This is a genomic window from Nonomuraea solani (genome assembly GCF_900108335.1).
Classification (GTDB): Bacteria; Actinomycetota; Actinomycetes; order Streptosporangiales; family Streptosporangiaceae; genus Nonomuraea; species Nonomuraea solani.
In genome coordinates this window covers 47,713-70,368 of sequence record NZ_FNVT01000010.1, presented here as the reverse complement: position 1 = coordinate 70,368, position 22,656 = coordinate 47,713, and the positions used below count along the sequence as shown (strand labels likewise).

24 protein-coding genes are annotated in these 22,656 nt (G+C 71.3%); 2 read left to right on the top strand and 22 right to left on the bottom strand.

Going from position 1 to position 22,656, the window contains the following annotated elements; all coding sequences use genetic code 11:
* Positions 1–18: 18 nt before the first annotated feature.
* Genes C4V41_RS31835 through C4V41_RS31825 form a run of 3 tightly spaced genes read right to left on the bottom strand, consistent with a single transcriptional unit; the run spans position 19 to position 2,409 of the window.
* Positions 19–1,020, bottom strand: a complete 1,002-nt coding sequence (locus tag C4V41_RS31835; protein ID WP_235030490.1) for a magnesium and cobalt transport protein CorA — start codon at positions 1,018–1,020, stop codon at positions 19–21.
* Positions 1,021–1,029: 9 nt separating this feature from the next.
* Positions 1,030–1,965: a polyphosphate kinase 2 gene (ppk2, locus tag C4V41_RS31830; RefSeq protein WP_103959663.1), complete on the bottom strand. Its 936-nt coding sequence runs from the start codon at positions 1,963–1,965 to the stop codon at positions 1,030–1,032.
* Positions 1,966–1,998: 33 nt separating this feature from the next.
* Entirely contained in the window at positions 1,999–2,409 is a 411-nt protein-coding gene (locus C4V41_RS31825) for an organic hydroperoxide resistance protein (protein ID WP_103959662.1), read from the bottom strand.
* 86 nt (positions 2,410–2,495) lie between these two features.
* Here C4V41_RS31825 and C4V41_RS31820 point away from each other — a divergent pair, with 86 nt between their 5' ends.
* Positions 2,496–3,062 carry a TetR/AcrR family transcriptional regulator gene (locus tag C4V41_RS31820; RefSeq protein ID WP_103959928.1) on the top strand — a complete coding sequence of 189 codons (567 nt, stop codon included), beginning with the start codon at positions 2,496–2,498 and terminating at the stop codon, positions 3,060–3,062.
* A 3-nt stretch (positions 3,063–3,065) separates the two neighbouring features.
* On the opposite strand, the gene C4V41_RS31815 is transcribed toward C4V41_RS31820, so the two are convergent.
* The 8 genes from C4V41_RS31815 to C4V41_RS31780 all read right to left on the bottom strand — a co-directional run bounded on the left by C4V41_RS31815 (position 3,066) and on the right by C4V41_RS31780 (position 10,168).
* Complete coding sequence (locus tag C4V41_RS31815; RefSeq protein ID WP_103959661.1) at positions 3,066–3,854, bottom strand: SAM-dependent methyltransferase; 789 nt, start codon at positions 3,852–3,854, stop codon at positions 3,066–3,068.
* Positions 3,855–3,878: 24 nt separating this feature from the next.
* Complete coding sequence (locus tag C4V41_RS31810; RefSeq protein WP_200824372.1) at positions 3,879–4,916, bottom strand: S66 family peptidase; 1,038 nt, start codon at positions 4,914–4,916, stop codon at positions 3,879–3,881.
* A gap of 85 nt (positions 4,917–5,001) precedes the next feature.
* Positions 5,002–5,598 (bottom strand): fibronectin type III domain-containing protein, encoded by a 597-nt coding sequence (locus C4V41_RS31805; RefSeq protein ID WP_200824371.1) that lies wholly within the window; start codon positions 5,596–5,598, stop codon positions 5,002–5,004.
* Positions 5,595–6,182, bottom strand: coding sequence for a hypothetical protein (locus C4V41_RS31800; RefSeq protein ID WP_200824370.1), 588 nt, complete (start codon positions 6,180–6,182; stop codon positions 5,595–5,597). Before C4V41_RS31800 ends, C4V41_RS31805 begins: the two co-directional genes overlap by 4 nt.
* Positions 6,183–6,290: 108 nt before the next feature.
* On the bottom strand, positions 6,291–7,487 hold the full coding sequence (locus C4V41_RS31795) for a cytochrome P450 (RefSeq protein ID WP_103959658.1): 1,197 nt from the start codon (positions 7,485–7,487) through the stop codon (positions 6,291–6,293).
* A 23-nt stretch (positions 7,488–7,510) separates the two neighbouring features.
* Positions 7,511–8,317 (bottom strand): class I SAM-dependent methyltransferase, encoded by an 807-nt coding sequence (locus C4V41_RS31790; RefSeq protein WP_103959657.1) that lies wholly within the window; start codon positions 8,315–8,317, stop codon positions 7,511–7,513.
* Positions 8,314–8,805, bottom strand: coding sequence for a GbsR/MarR family transcriptional regulator (locus C4V41_RS31785; protein ID WP_200824369.1), 492 nt, complete (start codon positions 8,803–8,805; stop codon positions 8,314–8,316). The genes C4V41_RS31790 and C4V41_RS31785 overlap by 4 nt, the downstream gene beginning before the upstream one ends.
* A 67-nt stretch (positions 8,806–8,872) precedes the next feature.
* Positions 8,873–10,168 carry a M28 family peptidase gene (locus C4V41_RS31780; RefSeq protein ID WP_103959656.1) on the bottom strand — a complete coding sequence of 432 codons (1,296 nt, stop codon included), beginning with the start codon at positions 10,166–10,168 and terminating at the stop codon, positions 8,873–8,875.
* A gap of 74 nt (positions 10,169–10,242) precedes the next feature.
* Here C4V41_RS31780 and C4V41_RS31775 point away from each other — a divergent pair, with 74 nt between their 5' ends.
* On the top strand, positions 10,243–11,070 hold the full coding sequence (locus C4V41_RS31775) for a poly(ethylene terephthalate) hydrolase family protein (RefSeq protein ID WP_103959655.1): 828 nt from the start codon (positions 10,243–10,245) through the stop codon (positions 11,068–11,070).
* 24 nt (positions 11,071–11,094) lie between these two features.
* Here the strand turns inward: C4V41_RS31775 and C4V41_RS31770 are convergent, their stop codons facing one another.
* Genes C4V41_RS31770 through C4V41_RS31720 form a run of 11 tightly spaced genes read right to left on the bottom strand, consistent with a single transcriptional unit; the run spans position 11,095 to position 22,634 of the window.
* The gene (locus tag C4V41_RS31770) at positions 11,095–12,306 is read right to left on the bottom strand and encodes an erythromycin esterase family protein (protein WP_103959654.1); all 1,212 of its coding nucleotides are present in this window, start codon (positions 12,304–12,306) and stop codon (positions 11,095–11,097) included.
* 47 nt (positions 12,307–12,353) lie between these two features.
* Positions 12,354–13,295: a phosphotriesterase family protein gene (locus C4V41_RS31765; protein ID WP_103959653.1), complete on the bottom strand. Its 942-nt coding sequence runs from the start codon at positions 13,293–13,295 to the stop codon at positions 12,354–12,356.
* Positions 13,292–14,515 (bottom strand): FAD-dependent oxidoreductase, encoded by a 1,224-nt coding sequence (locus C4V41_RS31760; RefSeq protein ID WP_235030489.1) that lies wholly within the window; start codon positions 14,513–14,515, stop codon positions 13,292–13,294. Before C4V41_RS31760 ends, C4V41_RS31765 begins: the two co-directional genes overlap by 4 nt.
* Before the next feature lie 14 nt (positions 14,516–14,529).
* Positions 14,530–15,219, bottom strand: a complete 690-nt coding sequence (locus C4V41_RS31755) for an SDR family NAD(P)-dependent oxidoreductase (protein WP_103959651.1) — start codon at positions 15,217–15,219, stop codon at positions 14,530–14,532.
* Positions 15,216–15,986, bottom strand: coding sequence for a sugar isomerase domain-containing protein (locus C4V41_RS31750; protein WP_103959650.1), 771 nt, complete (start codon positions 15,984–15,986; stop codon positions 15,216–15,218). The genes C4V41_RS31755 and C4V41_RS31750 overlap by 4 nt, the downstream gene beginning before the upstream one ends.
* Positions 15,987–16,880 (bottom strand): ROK family protein, encoded by an 894-nt coding sequence (locus C4V41_RS31745; protein ID WP_160150474.1) that lies wholly within the window; start codon positions 16,878–16,880, stop codon positions 15,987–15,989. It lies immediately after the preceding gene.
* Entirely contained in the window at positions 16,877–18,949 is a 2,073-nt protein-coding gene (locus C4V41_RS31740) for a GH36-type glycosyl hydrolase domain-containing protein (RefSeq protein ID WP_103959649.1), read from the bottom strand. The genes C4V41_RS31745 and C4V41_RS31740 overlap by 4 nt, the downstream gene beginning before the upstream one ends.
* On the bottom strand, positions 18,946–19,719 hold the full coding sequence (locus C4V41_RS31735; protein ID WP_103959648.1) for a carbohydrate ABC transporter permease: 774 nt from the start codon (positions 19,717–19,719) through the stop codon (positions 18,946–18,948). The genes C4V41_RS31740 and C4V41_RS31735 overlap by 4 nt, the downstream gene beginning before the upstream one ends.
* Entirely contained in the window at positions 19,712–20,608 is an 897-nt protein-coding gene (locus C4V41_RS31730; RefSeq protein ID WP_160150473.1) for a carbohydrate ABC transporter permease, read from the bottom strand. The genes C4V41_RS31735 and C4V41_RS31730 overlap by 8 nt, the downstream gene beginning before the upstream one ends.
* Positions 20,605–21,855, bottom strand: a complete 1,251-nt coding sequence (locus C4V41_RS31725; RefSeq protein ID WP_103959646.1) for an ABC transporter substrate-binding protein — start codon at positions 21,853–21,855, stop codon at positions 20,605–20,607. Before C4V41_RS31725 ends, C4V41_RS31730 begins: the two co-directional genes overlap by 4 nt.
* Positions 21,852–22,634, bottom strand: coding sequence for a GntR family transcriptional regulator (locus C4V41_RS31720; RefSeq protein WP_103959645.1), 783 nt, complete (start codon positions 22,632–22,634; stop codon positions 21,852–21,854). The genes C4V41_RS31725 and C4V41_RS31720 overlap by 4 nt, the downstream gene beginning before the upstream one ends.
* Positions 22,635–22,656: the final 22 nt, after the last annotated feature.

Sequence of the window (22,656 nt, the reverse complement as noted above, 5' to 3'; positions counted from 1 at the left end):
TCGCCGAGACAGGCCGCTTCACAGCCACCCACTCTTCCGCAGCAGCCGGTAGACGATGATCACGGCGACGACCATGGCGGTCAGGCTGAGCGGATAACCGAGCAACCAGTGCAACTCCGGCATGTAATCGAAGTTCATGCCATAGATGCCGGCGATCATCGTGGGTACGGCGATGAGGGCCGCCCAGGAGGAGATCTTGCGCATGTCGGCGTTCTGCTGCATGGCCACCTGGTTCTGCTCGCTGCTCACCAGGGCCAGGTGCGCGCTCAGGGCGCTGGTGAGCAGTTCGTTGTGCTCGTCGACCTGGGCGTCCACGCGGAGCAGGTGGTCCAGGACGTCGCGGAACTGTTCGCGGGTGCTGGAGCACAGCTCCACCCGGCCCTTGACGATCTCCTCCAGCACCGGGATCAGCGGGTCCTGGGCGGTACGGAACTCCAGCACCTCCCGCTTGAGCGAGTAGATGTCGGCGGTGGCGTCGTGGTGCTCACCGCTGAAGACCCGGTGCTCCAGGGCGATGAGGTCGACCTCGATCTCGTGGGAGATGCGGGAGTAGGTGTCGACGACCTCGTCGCAGATCGCGTACAGGACTGCGGCGGGCCCGGCGGCCAGCAGGTCCCGGTCGGACTCGATGCGGCGGCGTACCCCGCCCAAGGGGTTGGCCTTGCCGTGGCGGACGCTGATGACGAAGTCGCGGCCCAGGAACAGGTTGATCTCGCCGACCTCGATGTCGGAGCTCTCATCGACGTACAGCAGCGGCTTGAGCACCACGAACAGGGTGTCGTCATAGCGTTCGAGCTTGGGCCGCTGGTGGGCGTGGATGGCGTCCTCGACCGCCAGGGGATGCAGGCTCACCTCGTTGGTGATCAGATCGAACTCCTCCTGGGAAGGCTCGTGCAAACCGATCCACAAGAAACAGTCGCCTCTGGGCCGGGCAGCGGAGAAGGCATCGCTGATGTCGCCGGTGATGGTCTCACGGACGCCGTCGCAGTAGATCGCTTTGTCGACAATCACATCCGGCATTGTCCCGTATCAGGCGGGATCGGGCAGAGTGTGGTCCTCGTCGAAGATGTCGGCGGCGGAGGTCACGATGCGCGGATCCGGTACGCCGACGACGTCGTGGTCTTTGCCCTCGTAGTCGAACAGGCTCAGCACGTGCCGCATGGCCTCCAGCCGGGCGCGCTTCTTGTCGTTGCTCTTGATGACCGTCCACGGCGCCGACTCGGTGTCGGTGTGCAGGAACATGTACTCCTTGGCGCCGGTGTAGTCGTCCCATCGGTGCAGTGAGGCCAGGTCCATCGGCGACAGCTTCCACTGCCGGACCGGGTCCACCTGGCGGATGATGAACCGGGTGCGCTGCTCGGCCCGCGACACCGAGAACCACAGTTTGACCAGGTGCAGGCCCGACTCCACGAGCAGGTTCTCCAGGCGCGGCACCTGCTCCATGAACTCCAGGTACTCCTCCTCCGTGCAGAAGCCCATGACCCGCTCCACGCCCGCCCGGTTGTACCAGGAGCGGTCGAACAGCACGATCTCGCCCTTGGCCGGCAGGTGGGCGATGTAGCGCTGGAAATACCACTGGCCCTGCTCGCGCTCGCTCGGCTTCTCCAGCGCGACGACGGTCGCGCCGCGCGGGTTGAGGTGCTCCATGAAGCGCTTGATGGTGCCGCCCTTGCCGGCCGCGTCGCGCCCTTCGAACAGCACGACCAGCCGGCCGCCGGTCTGCTTGATCCAGTACTGCAGCTTGAGCAGCTCGATCTGCAGCAGCCGCTTGTCGTGCTCGTACTCGCCGCGGGGCAGGCGCTCGTCGTACGGGTAGTGCTGGCGCCAGGTGTCGACCGGCCGGCCGTCGGACCTGAGCAGCACCGGGTCGTCGTCGTCCCGATCGTCCACCCACAGGCCGGGGGTCGCGTCGAGCAGGTCACTGTGCGCGGCGGCGATCGGCGACTCGCCGTTCGAACGGGTCATCTGACAAGCATGACGTACGGGTGAGCTGCGGGCTTACTCGATGACCAGGTTGACCGCGACGTTGCCGCGGGTGGCGTTGGAGTAGGGGCACACCTGGTGGGTGGCGTCGACGAGCTCGCGGGCCGTCTCCGGCGCGAGCGTGTCGGGCAGTTCGACCCGCAGCGTGGCGTCGAGCTGGAACCCGCCCTTGCCGTTGGGCGCGAGCCCGATCTCGGCCGTGACCGACGCGTCGGAGACATCGATCTTCTTCTGGCCCGCCACGAGCTGCATCGCCGAGGCGAAGCAGGCGGCGTAGCCCGCGGCGAAGAGCTGCTCGGGGTTGGTGCCCGCGCCGTCGCCGCCGAGCTCCTTCTGCAGGGCCAGCTTGACGTCCAGCCGGCCGTCGGAGGAAACGGCGCGGGCGTCGCGGCCGGCGGAGGTGGCGATGGCGGTGTAGAGACTCATGGCTTCGTTCTCCCTCAGATCAGACAGACCTGTCTGTCTGCCTTCATGCCAAGAGGGTAGACAGGTCTGTCTGGTATCGTCAAGTGGTGAACGCAGAGACGCTTGCCCGCCCGAGCCCGGCCCGCGACCGGGTGCTCCGGACCGCGGCCCGCCTGTTCTACGGCGAGGGCGTGCACGCGGTCGGCATCGACCGGATCATCGCCGAGGCCGGGGTCGCCAAGGCGACCTTCTACCATCATTTCCCGAGCAAGGACGACCTGGTCCGGGCGTACGTGACGGAGCAGGGCGCGGTGGTGCGCACGGCGGTGGACTCGATACGCGACGGCTCACCGCGCGAGCGGTTGATGGCGATCTTCGCCTTCATGTGCGAGTTCGGCGCGGGCCCCACCTACCGGGGCTGCCCCTTCGTCAACACGGCGGCCGAATATCCCGACCCGGCCCATCCCGTACGGCTGGCGATCGCCGAGCACCGCCGCTGGAACCGCGACCTCTACCGCGACCTCCTGGCCGCCGACGGCCACCCCGGCGCGGAGCTGACCGCCGACATCCTGCTCCTGCTCAGGGACGGCCTTGTCGTCGGCTTCGACCTCGACGACCCCGCCACGGTCCGGGCCGCCGTCGAGGAGACCCTCAACCGGGTGCTCACCGGCTGAGCCTCAGGGTTTGCGGGCCACTCCCCCGTACTGGGAGACCTCCCGGTCGACGTACCGCGTGTCGAGACCGGGCCGCCACTGCGGCAGGGAGACCACGCCCGGCTCCAGCACGTCCATCCCGTCGAAGAAGCCCAGCAGTTCCTTCGGGTCGCGCAGGGTGATGGGCGTGCCGCCGCCCTCGTTCCACAGGGCCGCCGCCTGCTCCATGGAGGGGCTTCGCACGCTGCCGGCGATCGCCAGGAAACTGCCGGAGGGCAGGGCGGCGGTGAGGGTGCGCACGATCTCGTAGGCGCGGTCCAGGTCGGGGAGGAACTCCAGGATGCCGAGCAGCAGCAGGCAGATGGGCTCGTCGAAGGTCAGCGTCCGGCTCGCGCCGGCCAGGATGGTCTCGGGTTCGCGCAGGTCGGCGTCCAGGTAGGCGATCCTGCCCTCCGGGGTGCCGCGCAGCAGAGCGCGGGCGTGGGCGAGGACGATCGGATCGTTGTCGACGTACACGATCGAGGCTTCGGGGACGGCGCGCTGGGCCACCTCGTGGGTGTTGTCCGCGGTCGGGATGCCGGTGCCGACGTCCAGGAACTGGCGGGTGTTCGCACCGATGACCGTGGCGACGACCCGGCCCAGGAACTCGCGTTCGGCGCGGGCGATGACGGCCAGGTCGGGCGCCACGGCCAGGATCCGGTCGCCCACCTCGCGATCGACGGCGTAGTTGTCCTTGCCGCCCAGCCAGTGGTTCCACACCCGGGCGGGGTGCGGCACGCCGGTGTCGACGCCGCTCTGCCGGTCCTGGTCCATGAGTTCCCTTCCAGCACAAGTGTGTTAGTACCGCACGGTGATGCGGCCGGTGGTGGCGTCGACGGTGACGGTGCCGCCGTACGGGACCACCAGTTGCGGGTCGGTGTGCCCGATGTCGACGTTGAGGACGAGTGGGATGTCCGGGTTGTACTCGGCGAAGGCCTTGAGCACGGCCTCCTGCTGGGCGGCGACATACGCGGCCTTCCGGTCCGGCGGGCGCTGGTCGTCCAGCGACCACGCCTTGGGCCGGCCCATGATCGCGGCGCCGAACCGCTGGAGCAGGCCGCGCTCGCCCATGCACATCAGCACGCGGTAGACGTAGTTCGCGTCGGGAAGCTCCTCCGAGGTCTCCAGGAACAGCACGCAGCCGTCGTACGCGGCGGCCTCCTGGATGTGGGTGCCGACGCGCAGGTTCCAGTCGAGGACCTCCAGGCAGCCGCCCCACGACGGGCCGGTCACCGTGCGGCGCGGGCCGTGCCATCGCCAGCCCTCGCCGGTGAACAGCTCCGGCTCGCCCGCCGTCGACGCCGGGTCGTTCCAGTCGCGGTCGACGTCGCTGTACGCCTGCGCGGGGCGCAGCTCGTAGGTGTCGTGGGTGAACAGCGCGGCCCGGACGGCCTCGGCGGCCTGCGCGTTCATCGCGCCACCACGCCCGAAGAGCGTCATGATCGTGCCGCCGTAGTAGGACACGATGCCGAGGTTCCACAGGTAGTTGCACAGGTTGGTGTTGTCGCTGATCCCGAAGAACGGCTTCGGGTGGGCGCGGAGGACGTCGGGGTCCAGGTGGCGCAGCACCTTGATCTGGTCGTCGCCGCCGATGGAGGTGAGGACGGCGCCGATCGACGGGTCGGCGAACGCGGCGTTGACGTCCCCGGCCCGGGCGGCCGGCGACGAGCCGAGGCGGCGGGTGGTCGGATACTCGACCGGCACCAGATCGAAGTCCTCGCGGAGGCGGGTCAGGCCCAGCTCGTACGGCGCGGGGAAGATCTCGGGCAGTCCGGCGCCGGGCGACAGGATCGCCACCTTCGCACCCGGCCCGGGCTTGTCGGGGTAGGCGAGCATGCGGATCAAGTTACCCGAGTCCTCCGGATCGGCTCTATACATCCGATCACTGAGATGTCGGCACTGCGAGTAAAGGTAGGATGTCTTATTGTCCTCCTGTGGTCAGCCGGACGACGTTCGACGGGGGTCCGTAGCGGAACGCGCGCACCCGGTAGGTGGCCTGCCGCTCCTCGGGGAGGGTGACCAGGTCGAAGGTGCCGACGCCGGGGTCGACCAGGGCCACCACCCGGAACCCGGTCCGGCCCGCCGGGCGGTTCTCCAGGAGGGACCCGTCGGCCCCGCGGCCGGTCCACGTGAAGGCCACGCTGTCGGGTCCCGTGACGGTGGCCCGCAGGTCCCCCGATGACGCCTGTTCGCCGCCGTCCACGGTCACGTCCACCTCCGCCGACGCCCGGCCGTAATAGGGGCGCAGGCGGTAGTGGAAGGTCGTCTCCGGGATGAGGTCGGGATGGGTGTAGCCGCTCTCCTCCGCCGGGAGAAAGGCCAGGATCGTGTACGGGCCCCGCGGCTCGGTGGCGAACTCCAGCACGTGCCCGGCCGCGCCGGGATCACGGCCGGCCCAGCGCAGCACGACGTCGGTCGGCGACACCAGCTCGGCCCTCAGCACCGCAGGGCGAGGGGCAGTGGCCGCGGAGCAGCCCGCGACCAGCAGCACCACCAGCGCCGCCAGGGCCCGCATCACTTGCGCCAGAACCGGATGCCGCTCCACTGGACCGTCGCGGGCCCCTGCCCGCTGTTGGTCCGGTAGGCGCCGAACTTGTCGTAGAAGCTCCCGCTCTCACTGGCCACGGTGTGCTTCAGCGACCCGTTGATGTAGGTCCGATGGGTGCTGCCCACCACGTGCACGGTGTTGACGCGGACCGTGGTCCCGACCGTCGCGCCGGTGGCGATGGTGGTGCCGCCGTGCACCGCGTACAGCCGGCCGCCGCGCTCGACGGCGAGCATGAAGAACGGGCCGGTCGTCTTGAACGTCTGCTTCAGGCTGATCCGGGTGCCCGGCAGGCTGGTGATCTTGAAGTGGCCCTCGAACTGCCGGGTGCCGCCTGAGTAGGTGGCGTAGCGCCGCTCGGCCCGCTGGTCGCCGCTGCCCGTGGAGCAGGTCAGCGTGAACGTCAGGTCGCCGACGTCGCCGCAGCCGCGCTCCTGCACGTTGAACGTCGGCTCGTACGAGGTCCACGGCCCCGGTTCGACGGGATCGGCCGCGGCGGGAAGAGCCGCCACCAGGAGCAGCCCGGCCGCCGTGGTGCCCATGAGGAGTAATCGCATCGATCCTCCGAATTAGGAAACTTTCCTATCCAGCTTCGGAGATTCATGGGACCACCCGGGCGGCCACACGTCAAGTCACTTCTCTTGACCGGCTTCTTTACCGGACATTCATCGGAGCGGCAGTCGGCGCACGCCGGTCATGGTGGGGGTGGGGATGAAGGCCACCGGATCATCAGGATCGGTGCGCAGCCGGTCGAAGCGGTCGAGCAGGATGTTCAGCGCGATCCGCCCCTCCAGCCGGGCCAGCGGGGCGCCCAGGCAGAAGTGGATGCCGCGGCCGAAGGCGAGATGCGGGTTCGGGTCGCGGCCGGGGTCGAACAGGGCGGGCTCGGGGAACTGCCGGGGGTCCCTGTTGGCGGCGCCGAGCCACACCATGAGCAGCTGATCGGCCGGGATCGTCTCGCCGCCGAGTTCGGCCGCGCGGGTGGTGGTGCGGCTGATGGCGGCGAACGGGGTGAGGTAGCGCAGCGACTCCTCGATGAGGGCCGGGACGGCGGCGCGGTGGGCGCGTACCCGATCCTGCTGTTCGGGGAAGGCGTCCAGGCAGAGCACGGTGTTGCCGAGCAGCATCGTCGTGGTGACGTGCCCGGCGAGGAGCAGGAGGATCGCGAAGTTGACCACCTGTCCGGCGGGCAGGCGTTCGCCGTCCAGTTCGGCCTCGACCAGGCGGGTGAGCAGGTCGGCGCGCGGGTTCCGCCGGCGTTCCGCGGCGTGGTCGGCGAGGTAGGCCGACATGTCCCGCCACGACTTCATGGCGTCGATGTCCTCTTCCCGCTGCTCGGCCGGCTCGGTGAGCGAGATCTTCGCGTCGCGCTGGAACAGCGCGTCGGCCCACTGTTTGAACAGGGCGCGATCGCCGCCGGGCACGCCCAGCAGTTCGGCGATGACGATGACCGGCAGCGGATAGGCCAGGTCGGCCACGAGCTCCAGCCGGCCGCGATCCCGGGCCGCGTCCAGCAGCTCGTGGGTGACGGCGGCGATCCTGGGTTCGAGGTCCGCGACGACCTTGCGGGTGAAGGCGCTGCTGACCAGTTTGCGCAGCTTGCCGTGCTCGGGCGGGTCGATCTGGGTGATGAAGCCGGCGAGCGAGAACTCCTCGGCGTCCGGCATCAGGGGTTTCGGGATGACGCGGAAGGTGTCGGAGGAGAAGGTCTCGGGGTCACCGAGGATCTCGTGGGCCTCCGGATAACCGTGCACGCCCCAGATTCCGGCGGCGGCGTCGTACTCGACCGGCCGGTCCGACCGGGGACCGTGCAACCAGAAGTGCTGTACGGGGATGTCGTACCGCTCGACGATGTCGGTCATTTCCTCTCCCTGGTGTGAATACGTCAGAACGTGAACCGGTATTCGCGCATCATGTGCCGGAGTGCCGGCACGGCGTGCATGAGCCGGTAGAGGACGCGGTAGCGCCGTACCGGAATGCGGTGGTAGTGGGTGGTGAAGGGGACCTGTTCGGCGCACTTCAGCCGGGGGTTCCAGCGTTCGACCTCCCGGCCGTCGCGCGGGGCCCAGCGGCAGAGCTTGACCAGCCGGCCCAGCCAGGGCGACGACGCGTCGAAGATCACCTCGCCTGACGGGAAGTGGTCGGTGAGACGCTGCAGCAGGCGGCGTACCTCGGTCGGGGCCAGGTACGGGAACAGCCCTTCGGCGATGATCAGGGCGGGGCGGTCGGCGGGGATGGCCTCCAGCCAGCCTTCGTCCGCCACCGACGCGCCGATCATCTGGTAGCCGCCCTGCTCCTCGTAGAGCTTGCGGCGCAGGTCGATGACCTGCGGGATGTCCAGGTCGTACCAGCGCAACCCGGCGTCCGGGTCGAGCCGGAGCATCCGGCTGTCGAGGCCGCAGCCCAGATGCAGCACCGCGGCGTCGGGGTGCCGCGCCAGGAAGGCGGTGCTCCAGTCGTCGAGCTGCCGGGCCCGCAGCGCCACCAGGAACTGGTTGCTCTCCGGCCGGAGGCGCCGTTTCAGCGCGGCGAAGTCGTAGTCGATCCGATCGATGGCCTCCGCCGCGTGGCGGTCGCCGAGAATGGGCCGCGCCTGACGGCTCTCCCAGGCCCGTAAGTAGAGGGTGCCCAGCATGGTCCAGGTCACCCCCTCGTCGGTGATGCTCCTGAAGTCGACCTTCTCCGTGTTCATGCGTCGCTCCGATCGTCGTTGTGCTGCTTGTCGCGGTACTGCCGCCAGCGTTCGAGCATCTCGTCGGCGTCGCGTTCGAGGAAGACGAAGAAGTCCCGCTGCTCCTCAAGGCGCTCCCGTGGCCCGCGCGGCTCCTCGCCGACGAACTCCAGCGCGAAGTCGAGCGTCTCCCGAACCGGCCGTACGGCGGCGAACTGGGCCCGCAGCACCTGCGTCCAGCCACCCGGGACGATCCGATAGCGGTGCTGGCGGTCCTGCGCCGGCACGTGCTCGATCATCCCGCCCGTCTCCAGTTGCCTGGCGATCGTACTGATCGCGGTCTTGCTCACGCCGAGCTGCGCGGCCAGCTCGGTGAGCGACTGGTACGGCGGGTCGCAGATCATCAGCCACGCGTAGAGGCGGCCCATGGTCCGCGTCCCGCCGAACCGCTCCATGACCAGGCCCATCCGGTCGATGAACTCGCTCTCCTGGGGATTCATCTCGTCCACTCCGGCATCATCGTCAAGTACGTACTTTACGTACGCTACGCGCGCTACCGTCGCGGGACAAGCACCATCAGCGCCGAGGGGTCCAGTGGGCCGTGCCGGCCACGAGGCGGACGGCGGCGCGGGCCAACGGTACGAGGCTCGCCACGTCGACCTTGTCGATCGTGTCCGCCGAGTCGAACAGGTACATCGGCGCCGACAGGAAGTGCACCAGGGGCACGCCCTCCGGGTGGAAGAACGCGCCGTCGGTGGGCGGCATCGGGGAGAACGCGTCCGGCGGCAGCACGAACGATCGGCGCAGCCCCTCCGCCGCCAGCGTCCCGGCGACCAGGGCCTCCAGTTCGGGCAGGCGGCTGGTGAACCACCAGCGGACCTCCGGGTCACCGGTCGGCACGAGGGCGCCGCCGACGGGTTCGCAGCGCAGCGCCGCGTGTTCGAGGTGCACCTGGAGCACGACGCCGGCGAGCAGGGCGCGGTGCCGTTCGATGAACGCCCTGGTGCCCGCCGCGTGCGCCATGTGGCCGGAGGTGAGCAGGAAGAGCAGGTTGTGCGGGCGTTCCTCCCGCGGCACCCGCGACCAGTGCCGGGCGGCGGCGAGGACGAGCGCGATGCCGGAGGCGTCCTCGACGGCCGAGGCCCACGGCCCGTCGTGGTGGGAGGCCACGATCACCCAGTGCGGCGAGTTGCCGGGCAGGGTCGCGACGACGTTGTGCGTGGTCACGTCGTCGATGACGGACTCGGCGACCAGTTCGCCGGTGCACGGGAGCCGCTCGATCAGCCGCCGCGAGTCCGGCCCCGACAGCCACAGGCCGGGGATGGGCCGCCGGACCGCGTCGTAGGGCACGTAGTAGTCGTGCGTGTCCCAGGGCACGCCGGTCAGCGCCCCGACGTAGCCGGCGGCGCCCGCCTCCAGCGCGGGCTCGACGACCGCCATCATCCGCGGCCCGAACGGGATGGTCTGGACGAGCGAGTCGAAGACGCCCTCGGGGTCGTAGGAGGAGGTGGCGATCGTCTTGACGTACGACTGCGGCAGCTCGGTGAAGGTCAGCTCGTCCACCGCGATGTCGCCCGGCCGGGCGTCGGCCAGCGGGGCGATCCTGGCGCGTAAGCCGGTGGCCGGGGCGGTGAACGGCAGCGGGAAGCCGGTGAACTCCTCGCCGGAGTCCAGCCGGAGCAGTGCCGTGCCGGGCTGCCAGCGGGGCAGCTCGACCGGCTCCAGTTCGACCTTCAGCCCGAACTCGGCGAAGCGGGCGGCGAGCCAGCGCTCGGTCCACGCGTCCGCCGGGTAGCCGGGCCGCCGGATCCCGCGCGCGGTGATCGTCTCGATCCAGGCGAGCATCTCGGCCGCCGTGGGCACATGTTCCATGTCCTGGATCTAACCATTGACAGCGCGGCCGGTGAAGCGAAAGATGCGGTCATCCGTACAAATGTGGAGGCCGTATGAAGCTGCTGGTCGCCGGGGTCTTATCGCTGGGGATCATGGTCTCCCCCGCCCGGGCCGCCGACACGATCGAGTCCCACTACGGGGTGGCCGGGCCGTGGGCGGTCGCGACGGCCGACGTGGGCACCGCGTACAAGCTCTACTACCCGGCCGACCTCGGCGCCGGTGGGTTCAAGCATCCAATCGTCACCTGGGGCAACGGCACGAACGCCGTGCCGACGCAGTATCCGGGGGTGCTCGGCCGGCTCGCGTCGTGGGGGTTCGCGGTGATCGCGTCGACCGACATGACGACGGGCACCGGGTCGGAGATGATCGCGGCGGCGACATACCTGGTGGACAGGAACGCGGACACGGCGAGCGTCTTCTACGGCAAGCTCGACGTGACCAAGGTGGGCGCCGTCGGGCATTCGCAGGGCGCCGGCGGCTCCGTCAACACGGCCACCAAGTCGGGCGGCCTGATCAAGTCGGTGGTGCCGATCGCGCTGCCCGCCCCGATCTGGGTGGGTTCGGGGGACAAGTTCTTCGTAGACCAGTTGACGTGTCCCGTCCTGTTCCTCAGCGGCACCAACGACGGCCTGATCTCGCCGCACTCCGCCGTCCTGGGCTACTACAACGCCGTCCCCGGTGCCGCCGCCAAGGCCATGCTGAAGGGTGCCGGGCACAACACGATCCAGGGGACGGGCGGTGGCTTCCTCGGTTACCTGACCGCGTGGCTGATGTACACGCTGCAGGGCGACTCCTACGCCCGTGGGGCCTTCGCCGGCGCCACACCGGAGATCGGCACCAACGCCTCCTGGGAGAACGCCGCCCAGAAGAACCTCCCCTGACCGGTCAGGGGAGGTTCAGGGCCGCTATCTCTCCACGATGGTGACGTCCTTGACGAACACGATCCCGTCGCACCCGGTCAGGCCGGCCGGGTCCAGCGGGAAGTAGCCGAACCAGGAGGACTCGCGGGGGGCGGGCGGCTCGTCGCCGAAGACGGCGGCCAGCCGGCGGGCGTCGACGACGTAACCGTCCTCCGGGAGCGCGTACAGGAGCCCTTCGACGGTGTCCGGCGGCGGGGTGTCCACGTCCTTGTTCCGGATCGTGCCGAGCGCCGAGGCCACGAAGGCGTACTCCTCGCCCAGGTGGGCGCTCACGATCGCGCCGGCGCACCACCACACCTGCGGCGGCAGGCCGGTCATCGCCATCGTGCTCTTCTCCCGCTTGAGATGCAGGTTGTGGGAGCTGACCAGCGCCGGGCCGCGTTCGGCGACGGCGAGGAGGTTGGCGGCGATGATCGCGTCCCGCTGACTCAGCAGCCGCCGCATGCGGCTCGGTGAGGTGTCGGCCATCGCGTAGTGGTAGCGCAGCAGGCCGACGGCGGCGCGCCCGCACAGGTGGGCCCGGTCGAAGTCGTCGCGCCAGGACGTCGCGATCAGGTGCGGCGTCTGCGCGTCGAGCGCCGCCACCAGCTCGTCGGCGAGCAGCCGCAGCTCGGTGGCCTCCGCCGACCGCCCGATGGACCGCGACGGGTCCATCATCGCGTCGGGGTTGGTCCACCGGTCGTCGGCGCCGAGCAGGCGGTCGAGCGTGTCCGCGTCGCAGGGGAGCAGGTCGGCGTCCAGCCGGGCGGCGAGGTAGCCGTGCAGTTCGGTGAGGGCCTGGCGGGGGCTGGAGGCGCCGGTGATCTCCATCGGGCCGTCGACACCGGCGAAGCGCAGCCGCTCGGAGGCGGGGCGGCCCTCGTTGTACGCGCGCATCCAGCGCACGAGCTCGCGGTTGCCCGGGAACGCGCCCCACTCGTGGCTGAACCCGCGCTCCATGACCTCGTCGAAGGTGCCCGTGCCCGTGGTGACGTAGTCGTCCACGATCTGGCCCATCAGGCAGTCGCTCTCGATCGCGATCGTCCGGTAGCCCTCCTGTTCGACGAGTTGCCTGAAGAGCTCGTTGCGCGTGGCGAGCAGGACGTCCGCGGCGTGGGTGGGCTCGCCCAGGGCGAGGAGCCGCGGCCGGCCCGCGAACAGGCTCATGACGGCGGCGGCATCGACGGCATGGGTGGTGGCCTTGATGTCGGTATCCATGCCTTCAACGGTATCGTTGAACCTTCGGCTTAAACTTTTCCGCGATTTCAGGCGGTAGACGTCGGAGAACCTTCAAACGCGAAGGCTACGGCGGGGTTCTCCGTGAGTGCCGCCGTCGCGACCTCGCCCAGCCCGGCGGCCGCCAGCCGCGGGACGAACCGGTCCAGCAGATACGACAGCCCGGGGCCGCCTCCGAGGCTCGGCCAGTAGGACCTGCGGGCGAGGTCCATGCCGAACAGCAGCCGGTGGCCCAGCCCGCGTGCCGCCAGCGCCTCGACGAGGGCCACGATGTCGCTGTCGGGCCCGTACTTGATCCGTCCTGGCCGGTCGAAGGCCAGGTACGCGCCGCGCTCCGCCAGCGAGGCGAGATATCCGGGGTCGGGGTTGTGGTCGATGTGCCCGAGGACCACCCGGTCCGTGCCGAGCGCGTCCAGGAGTTCGTGTCCCATCGTGCCCTTGTCGCAGTGGGTGACGACCGGCGCGCCGGTCCGCCGGGCGGCCTGCGCGACCGCGCTGATCAGCCGGGCGCCGGGCAGGCGGTGGTAGCCGGCGGCGAGCTTGATGGCGCCGGCCCGCGCGGGTGAGCGCCGGACGATCGGCCCGACGAGGCCGAGTTCGTCCATGCCCTCCTCGATCTCGGCGACCAGCAGGCCGGCGATCTCGTCCACGTCGTAGTGGTGCAGCCAGTGGGCGTCGCTGTAGTAGGTGCTCTTGTGGAAGCCGGTCACGGCCACCACGTGCAGCCCGGTCCGCTCCGAGAGCGCCCGCATCAGCCGTGGGCTGCGGCCGAAGCCCAGCGGGGTCATCTCCACGACGGCGGACAGGCCGAGCCGGCGCGCCGCCGAGACCTCGTCGACGGCGGCCTCCAGCGAGTCGAGCCGGTAGTCGGGCTCGTTGCGGACGGCCCAGTCGCCGGTCATGAACAGGTGCTCGTGGGCGTAGGTGACACCGAGCTCCTCGACGTCGCCCAGCACGGTTCTGACGGTCACAGCAGGGCTCCGTTCTCGCGCAGCCGGGTGCGCAGGACGTCCACGTCGATCTCCGCGGGGTCCCGGGAGGTCTCCACCGCGAGGGCGGCGGCCGTGCCGGCCGCCTGGCCCATCGCCATGCACTGCGCCATCGACCGGGCGGAGGCGTGCGCGTCGTGGGTCGCCGACAGGCAGCGGCCCGCGACGATCAGGCCGGGGGCATCGGCAGGCAGCAGGCATCGGTACGGGATGCCGTAGGTGCCGTAGTCGCGGACGTACTCCCAGCGGGTTCCCGAGCCGGAGTCGTGGTCCTCGATGGGCGCGCCGCAGCGGGCGATCGTGTCGGGGTGGTCCCGGCCGGCCAGCACATCCTCAGAAGTCAGGACATATCCTCCTTTGAGGCGGCGGGACTCCCGTACCCCGATCCGGGTGGACGTGCCCAGCAGCACGGCGGAGCCGTACCCTGGGACCTTCTCCCGCAGGAAGCGCACGTACTCCCCCACCTGCCGCCGCCCCTCACGCTCGGCCCGCGACAGCTCCAGCGGATCGGTCGGATCCAGGCCGCTCACCCGGGTCAGGTTGGTGTGCACGATCCCGTCGTGCACGGTCCTGTGCACCGACCCCTCGCGCCGGGGCAGGTCGTAGGCGTCACCCGCCGCCTTCATCAGGGCGTGCAGCCCGGCGGTCGAGGTGGCCGACAGGTCCACGCCACCGAGCCGGAACGTCGTGGTCATCGGCTGCAGCCGCATGCCGGGCCGCTCCAGCGCGGCCCCGGCCCGCCACGCGACCTCCGCGTCGCCGGTGGCGTCGACGACCACCGGCGCCCTGACCGCGAACCGCCCGGCGACGGTCTCCACCACGTCGCCCGCCGCGCACACCTTGGCGTGCAGCAGCACGGTGACGCCGGCGGTCAGCTCGTCCCAGACGACCTTGAGCGCCTCCGGCTCGTACGTGACGCCCGTGCCCGCGCCATAGGTGTTGGGCCGCTCGAACGCCGACCCGGTGGCGAACAGCCGCTCGCACACCTCCCATCCGATCCCGCCGACCACGCGCGGCGACTCAGGCCCCGGCGCGTAGAAGCCGTAGAAGGTGTCGAGCACCGCGGCACCCGTACCGCCGAGGAACCCGGCGCTCTCCACCAGCAGGCAGCGGGCGCCCGAGCGGGCCGCCGCCACGGCGGCCGCGCAGCCCGCGCTGCCGCCACCCGCGACGATCACGTCGCCTTCCCACAGCACATCCACGCGGGACGCTCCTTTCAACGCAGGTGCCAACCGCCGTCGACGGGAATGACCGCTCCCGTGGTGCGGCGGGCGGCCGGGGAGAGCAGCCAGAGGACGGCGGCGGCGATGTCCTCTGGGGCGCACAGGTCGGCTCCGAGGGGCATGAGCTCGGGCAGCCTGGCCTGGATGGCGAGGTCGGTCTGGGCGCGGCGGCTCATGGGGGTGGCCACCAGCCCGGCCGAGATCAGGTTGACCCGCACGCCGCGCGGCGCCACCTCGCGGGCCGCCGCCCTGATCAGCGGGATCAGGGCGCCCTTGGAGGAGGCGTAGGCCACCGTGCGGAAGTCGTCGTCGAGCGAGGTCCCCAGCGCCGAGCCGATCACCACGATCGACCCGCCCTCCGCCATCGCCGGGATGGCCGCGCGCAGCAGCCGGAACACCGACGCGTGGTTGACCCGGTGCACCTCGTTCCAGGCCTCGTCACCGCATGCGGTGATGCCGCCGTCGCCGAGCGACCTGCCGGACATGCCGACCGCGTGGACGACCCCGCTGATCGTGCCGTGCGCGGCCGACGCCCGGGCGATGGCCTGCTCGGCGCCGCCGGGCGCGGTGATGTCGATGCCACCGGCGAGATCGACGCCGAACGCCGTGCCGCCGGCCGCCTCCACCGCCGCCACGCAGGCCCGGCCGATGCCACCGTCCGAGCCGGCCACCACGACGGTCATGCGCCGGGCTTTCGCAGGACCTGGGCGGCCCGGCGGGCGTGCTCCAGGTAGGCGGCCTCGAACAGCTCCTCCGAGCGCGGCCGGCCGACGAGTTTGGCGCTGGAGATGACCGGCGGGACGAGGCCGTCGCGGGCGAGCAGCTCCGCCGTACGGACCTTGATCTCGTTGACCACCGCGACGGCCGCCACCGTGCTGCCCGGGCCGACCGGCTCCGTCAGCCCCTCGATCTGGCACAACGCGTCGCCGACCGGCGTACGGAGGTCGATCACCACGTCGGCGTGGTCGCAGAGCCGCGTCCCGCTCGGATGGCCGGGCTCGGCCGCCATCGTCTCCCGCATCGACGTCACCGCGACGACCGGCACGCCCGCCTTGCGCAGCCCCATGGCCATCTCGATGGGGACCGCGTTGAGCCCGCTGACGCTGAACACGATCGCCGCGTCCGAGGGCCGCAGCTCGTAGTTGGCCAGGATCTGGTCGGCCAGCCCTTCGACGCGTTCGATGAACATCGCCTGCCGCATCCCGTTCGGGCCCGCGACCTGCGTGTAGAACGTCGTCGCCAGTTCCACGATGGGGTGGAAGCCCGGGTAGGAGCCGTACCGGGGGAACAGCTCCTCCACGCCCATGCGCGAGTGCCCGGTGCCGAACGTGTGCACCACTCCCCCGCCGCCGATCACCCGTGCCGTGATCGCGGCCGCGCTCGCGATCGCCTCCTCCTGGGTGCGCTCGATCTCCCCGAGCAGCTCCATCGCCCGCTTGATCCACTTCATTTACGGCATCCCTCCATAGAGCGCGGCGCCGATCGCCCCGGCCCACGGGCCGAGGGCGGCAGGCAGCACCGCGACGTCACCGATGAGCGGACGCCTCCGCTCGAACTCGTCCCGCATGGCGGCCAGCATGAGGTCGAGCGCCCCCGCCACCCCGCCTCCGACGACGACCGTCCCGATCCCGAGCAGCGCCACCGCGTCTCCGAGCGCCACCCCCAACGCCCAGCCGGCCCGGCCCAGCGCCGCCGTGGCCGCCCGGTCCCCGGCCCGTGCCGCCGCCGCGACGGCCGCGGCGGTGGTGAGGCCGTCGAGTCCCCGTACGATGCCCGGGGCCGCGGCATAGGTCTCGGCACAACCGCGGTTGCCGCAGCAGCAGGGCGGCCCGGCGGGGTCGACGGTGATGTGGCCGACCTCGCCCAGGTTGTCCCGGGGGCCGGTGAGGATCTCACCGGCGAGGGCGACCGCTCCACCGATCCCGGTGCCGAGCACGGCGAAGAGCACGTCGGACCTGCCCCGGGCGGCGCCCGTACGGAGCTCGGCCAGCGCGAACGCGCGGGCGTCGTTGACCACGGCCACCGGCAGCCCGGTACGCCCGCTCAGCTCGGGCCCGACGGGGAACCCGGTCCACTCGCCCGGCGGGTTGGGGACGAACAGGGCGATCCCGGCGGCCCGGTCCACGTGGCCCGGCAGCCCGATCCCGATGCTGACCGCACCCTCCGGCACCAGCCCGGCGACCAGCTCCACCACCTCGGCCGGGCCTGACGGCGTGGGGACGGTCCCGGTGCCGAGCACCTCCGCGGCCTCCCCCTCGCCTTCGCCTTCGCCCTCGCCTTCGCCTTCGCCGAGGAGCGCCCATTTCACGGCGGTGCCCCCGACGTCGACGCCGAGCCGCGTCACCACGTGAGGGTGCCCGCGCCGGAGACGACGCCGGACGGGGTGACCACCTCGACCGGGCCGGGCGCCGACAGCCGCCCGCCGCCGTCCGGCGCGACGGTGAGCACCTGACTTCGGAACGAGGCCCCGCCACCGACGCGGAGCCGGCCGCCGGCGTCGGGCCCGACGCCCAGCAGGCGCAGGTACGCCAGCAGCGGCTGGGCGTGCGCGTGCAGGTTGGCCACCGGGTACGCCTGCATGGCGACCCCGACCTCCGCCAGGTCCCAGGTGCGCCCCGGACGCGCCGACTCGGGCGGCAGGTAGGCGTCGGGGCCGGACAGCGTGCCCTCCCAGACGTCGGGGTAGGCGGCCGCGTGGGAGGCCAGCGACATCCGGCGCCACCAGGCCCACCCCAGGTCGGGGGCGTGCTCGGCGGCGGCCCAAATGAGCGTCATGTTGATCGCGTACCAGATGGCGCTGTCGCCGGCGCCGCTGCCCGGCAGGATCGGCCAGCGTACGCGGGCGCCCAGGGGTGAGCCCGCGGCGGCGGTGGCCTCGATCCTGGTCAGCAGTTCGCGGGCCTGGGCGGGCGAGGCGGCGCCGCACAGGATCGCCCACGGCTGGACCTCCAGCCACAGGTCGTCCTCCCCGACCAGCGCCCCGGGGCCGTACGCGCGGCGGAACCAGCGGCCGTTCCACTCGCCGGCCACCAGGTCGCGCAGCGACTCGCCGAGCTTGCGCGCCTCGGCCGCCGTCGTGGGATCGCCGAGCCGCTCGGCCACGGCCGCGTACCGGGGCAGCACCCAGGCGGCCATCGCCGAGTTGAGCACCGACTCGCCGCGCTCGATCATGTCCGCCGCCGGGACGCCGCTCCGGGAGATCGCCAGGTCGTTCCAGTCGGCGTTGAGGATGCGCACGTGCCCGTGGTCGCCACGGCCGACGACGTCGGTGAGGAAGCGGAACTGGCGCCGCAGGTGCTCTCCGAGCGGCACCTCGGGCGCGTCGTGCACCGGGTGGTAGGGCACGGCCGCGCCGAACGCCTCGACGTCGCCGGTCGCGGCCAGGTATTCGGCGGCCAGCCACAGCGCCCACAGGTTCTGGTCGGACGGGCGGAACAGGTCGGTCCAGGGGGATTTGTCCGGGCGGAGGGCGTACGGCAGGTCTCCGTCGGGGCCGCCCCAGGCGCACGTGTTGCGCAACACGGAGAGGGCCAGGCCGGGCTCGGTGTACACGAGGGGCAGCGCGTGCTGGAGCGGGTCGCGCGCGGCCCCGTTGAAGCCGTGCCTGAAGGAGTAGCACGATCCCTGGTCGAGGGTGTGCCCGCCGAGCACCCCGTCGGCGCAGGCGCCGCCCGTCAGCAGCGCCGCGTGCCAGGGGATCTCGCGCTCGGCCTCCGGCGCCGCCGCGGCGTGCGCCGCGGGCAGCCGCGCGGCCAGGCCTGCGAGGCTGCTCTCGAAGAGACCGGGGTCCGCCGGGCCGTCCAGCAGGCCGTACCGCAGGTCGATGGTCTGCTCGGCGCCCGGTTCCAGGTCGAGGGGGACGACGACGCGTCCGGAGCGGGTCCGTTCGCCGCCGAGCAGTTCCAGTTCGAGGCCGGGGTCCGGCGCCGGGGCCGGCCCGGTGATCAGGGCGACGTCGGCCGGGCGGGACTCCCACTCCTCGGTCAGCGGCAGCCGTACCGGATCGGCCGTCAGGTTGCGGACCCGCAGCCGGATCAGGACCCAGGGCTGCTCCCCCTCCGGGCAGAGCACGGTGCGCTCCAGCGACAGCCGCTCGTCCGCCACCCGCACGCGCAGGAACGACGGCCCGAACAGGCGCTCCGCCGTGGAGCCCTCCGTGCGCAGGGCACCGGCGGCGGCGACGCCGGTGTCGCGGGTCAGCCAGCGCAGCCCGGTGTGCTCGTCGAACAGGTCGCAGCGGCCGTCGTTGCCGGCGACCAGCGTGATCCGCCGGTTCCCGAGGTGGACGACGTGCCGCCGGGTCGGCGGATCGAGGATCGGGTCCCAGAGCGCCCGGGGGTCGCCGTCCTGGTCCATCGTGTACGAGAACGCGGGCAGGCCGTGGACGCGGGTCCACTCGCCGAAGGCGTTCACCTCTTGACACCCCCGAGGGTCAGTCCGGCGACGTAGTAGCGCTGGAGCAGGAACATGAGCACGATCGGCGGCACCGCGGTGACCAGCGCGGCGGTGGTCATCAGCCGGATGTCGTAGCCGATCTCGGTCTGGAGCTGGGAGATCCCGACCGGCAGCGGCCATAGCGCCGGGTCGTTGGCGACGAGCAGCGGCCAGAGCAGGTTGTCCCACTGGGCCAGGAACTGCAGCAGGAACAGCGTGATCAGCGCGGGCCGGAGCAGCGGGACCGCGATCGTGGCGAAGATCCGGAACTCGCCGGCCCCGTCCACGCGCGCCGCGAGCAGCAGCTCCTCGGGCAGGCCGAGCGCGAACTGCCGGACGAGGAACACGCCGAACGCGCTCATCATGCTCGGCACGATCATGCCCTGGAAGGAGTCGATCCAGCCGAGCCCGTGCACGATGACGTAGACGGGCACCATCACGACGGTCGGCGAGAGCGACAGCGTGCCGACGACCAGCGCGAACAGCACCCTGCCGCCGAAGAAGCGCAGCCGGGCCAGCGCGTAGCCGGCCGCGCCGGCGAAGATCACGTCGAGAAGGCCGATGCCGAAGGAGAGGATGAGGCTGTTGCGGAAGTAGACGGGGAAGTCGCCGCCGGCGAACATCTCGGCGAGGTTGGCGAACAGGCCGAACCCGGCGCCGCCGCCCGCCGGCGCCGAGGCCACGACGACCATGACGCCGATCGGCAGCAGCATGGCCGCCACCACCAGCGGGAGCACGACCCTACTCATCGTCACCGCCGCGCAGGAAACGGAACTGGGCCAGCGACAGCACGACCAGCATGACGAGCAGCACCATCGCCATGGCCGAGGCGTAGCCCATGCGCTCGAAGCCGAAGGCGTTCGACCACATGTAGTAGGGCAGCACCTCGGTGGCGCCGGCCGGGCCGCCGCCGGTCAGCAGGAACGCGGGGACGAACGCCTGCGTCGACCCCACCACGGCGATGATCAGGACGAACAGCAGGGTTCTGCGCAGCAGCGGAAGGGTGATCGAGAAGAAGGCGCGGACGGGTCCGGCGCCGTCGAGGGCCGCCGCCTCGTACACGCCGCGGGGCAGCGCCTGCAGCCCGGCCGTCAGGATGATGACGAAGAGCCCGAGGTGCTTCCAGGTGACCATGACGACCAGCGACCAGATCGCCAGCCGCTCGTCGGTCAGCCAGGACACCGGCCCCAGCCCGGCCAGGCCGAGCACCGTGTTCGCCGGGCCGCCGTCGGCGTAGATGATCCGCCACACCACCGAGGTGGCCACCAGCGGCATCACCGCCGGGATCATGATCAGGCCGCGCAGCACGCCGTTGCGCCGGCCCGGCCTGGCCAGCGGGACGGCGATCGCCAGCGCCAGCACGATCGCCGGGAGCACCGAGCCCGCCGTGTAGAGGGCGGTGACCTGGGCCGAGTTCCAGAACCCGGGGTCCTCCAGCATGCGCCGGTAGTTCTCCAGGCCGACCCATTCCGGGGTGCCCGCCAGGTCGTAGCGGGTGAAGCTCAGGTAGGCGGCCGACAGGAACGGCAGCAGCCAGAACACCCCGAAGTAGACCATCGCGGGCAGGGCCAGCAGCCCGCCGGTCCGCGCCTCGGCCCGCCGCTGCCCCCTGCCCGACAGTGTGTGGACGGCTGTCACAGTGCGAGCCGCATCGCCTGGTCGAAGTCCAGCGCGGCCTGCTCGGGGGTCTTCTTGCCGTGGGCCACGGCGTCGCCCGCGTCGGTGAGGGCCTTGGCCATCTCGTTCCACACCGGCGTGCGCGGGCCGAAGTCGGCGTGCGGGGCGGAGGCGACCATGATGTCGATGGCCTTCTGGTCGGCCCCGGTGAGCTTCTCCCAGCCTTTGACCGGCGTGAGCGAGCCCGCCTCCCATAGCTGCGTGGCCGCCACGTCGGGCCGCTGCAGGTAGTCGATGAAATGCCAGGCCGTGTACGGGATCTTCGTCTTGGCCGACACCGCCCAGCCCCACGTGTAGGCGGGCACCACCGGCTGACCGGCGTCGAAGCGCGGCAGCGGCGCGATGTCGAAGACCTTGCCGAACTCCAGCCGTTTGTCGAGCGTCGGGAACAGGTCCATCGCGAACAGGCCGGAGACGAGCATCGCCGCCTCACCGGTGGCGAACAGCCCGAACCCGGACATCGGGTTCGACAGCCTGGCGTTGCCGAGTCCGCCGTAGTAGCGCAGCGCCGCCACGCCCGCGTCGGTGGCCAGCGTGGCCTTGCGCCCGTCGGGGCTGAGTATGGTGCCGCCCTTGCCCTTGACCAGGGCGAGGAGCTGCATGACGGTCCACTGCGGGTTGCCGAGGATCCACTGCAGGCCGACCTTCCTGCCGTCGGCCGAGGTCAGCTTCTTGCTGTATTCGGCGACCTCTTCCCAGGTGGTGGGCGGTTTGTCGGGGTCGAGCCCGGCCTCGGCGAAGCGGTCACGGCGGTAGTAGAGGTAGCAGAGGGTGTAGTCGGTCGGCGCGCCGTAGACCTTGCCGTCGTGGGTCATCGAGTCGAGCGCCGCCTGGTCGTACGCGCCCGTCACGGTCTTCTCGGTGGGCGCCAGCCGGCCCTTGCGGGCGTGGCCGGGGATCGTCCAGCCGCCGATCCTGAACAGGTCGGGCGCGGCGCCGCCGGCGAACGCGGTGAGCAGCTTGGTGTCGAGCTGGTTGACGGGGACGTAGAGCGGGGTGATGTCGACGCCGCCGAACTCCTTGACGTACTGGTGGAGCAGCGGGGTGAAGACCGCGTCGTACGCGCGGGTCTGGTGCAGCCAGACCGACAGCTTGCCGCGCGGGACACCGTCGGCGGGCACCTCGGGCTCCTGCCCGCCGCCACACGCGGCCAGCAGGGGTGAGAGGGCGGCGGCGGCCAGTAATCGGCGTCTGGACAGGCGGTTCATCGCGTCTCCTGGCTCATCAGGGCGTTCTTGGCGTCGTTGAGCTCGACGGAGAAGACGGCGAGGTCGCCTCTGGCGTGCCGGATCGTGTACTCCAGGGGCAGGCCGCCCTCGGTGACCGTGGATCGGGCGGTGGCCAGGAGCGCGGCGGCCATGGGCACGTGCAGCAGGCCCGCCAGGCGGTAGTCGGCGTTGACGGCGCCGATGGTCTCCCTGCCCGAGGCCGGGGTCAGGCCGTATTTCAGTCGCAGCAGGCCGTAGAGGGAACCGGTCAGGTCCTCCTGGAGGATGCCGGGCACCCGTTCGGAGGGGAGATGGGCGCTCTCGATCATGCAGGGCTCGCCGTCGAGCAGCCGGAGGCGTTCCAGGAAGACGATCTCGGCGCCGGTCTCGACGCCGAGCGCGAGGGCGACGTCGGGGCCGCACGGCTGTGTGTGCGCTTCGAGCACCTGCGTGGTCGGTCTTCGCCCCAGCCTGGCCATCGTCTCGGTGAAGCCCGCCGGTCTGGAGCCCAGCTCGGAGGCGACCCCGAGCGGCGCCGTGTACGTGCCGCTGCCCTGCCGGGCCACCAGCAGGCCCTCCTGCACCAGGTCGCCGATCGCCCGGCGCGCGGTCGCCCTGCTCACCCCGGCGAACACCATCAGGTCCTTCTCCGCCGGGATGGGGGTGTTGGGCTCGCACTCGCCGATCACCATGCGCAGGCGCTCGCGCAGCTGGTAGTAGAGCGGCACGGCGGCACCGGGTTCCAGGGACAGTCGTCGCGCCCAGTCGATTTCGCTCATCCGTTGGCCTCTGGCTCAAAGT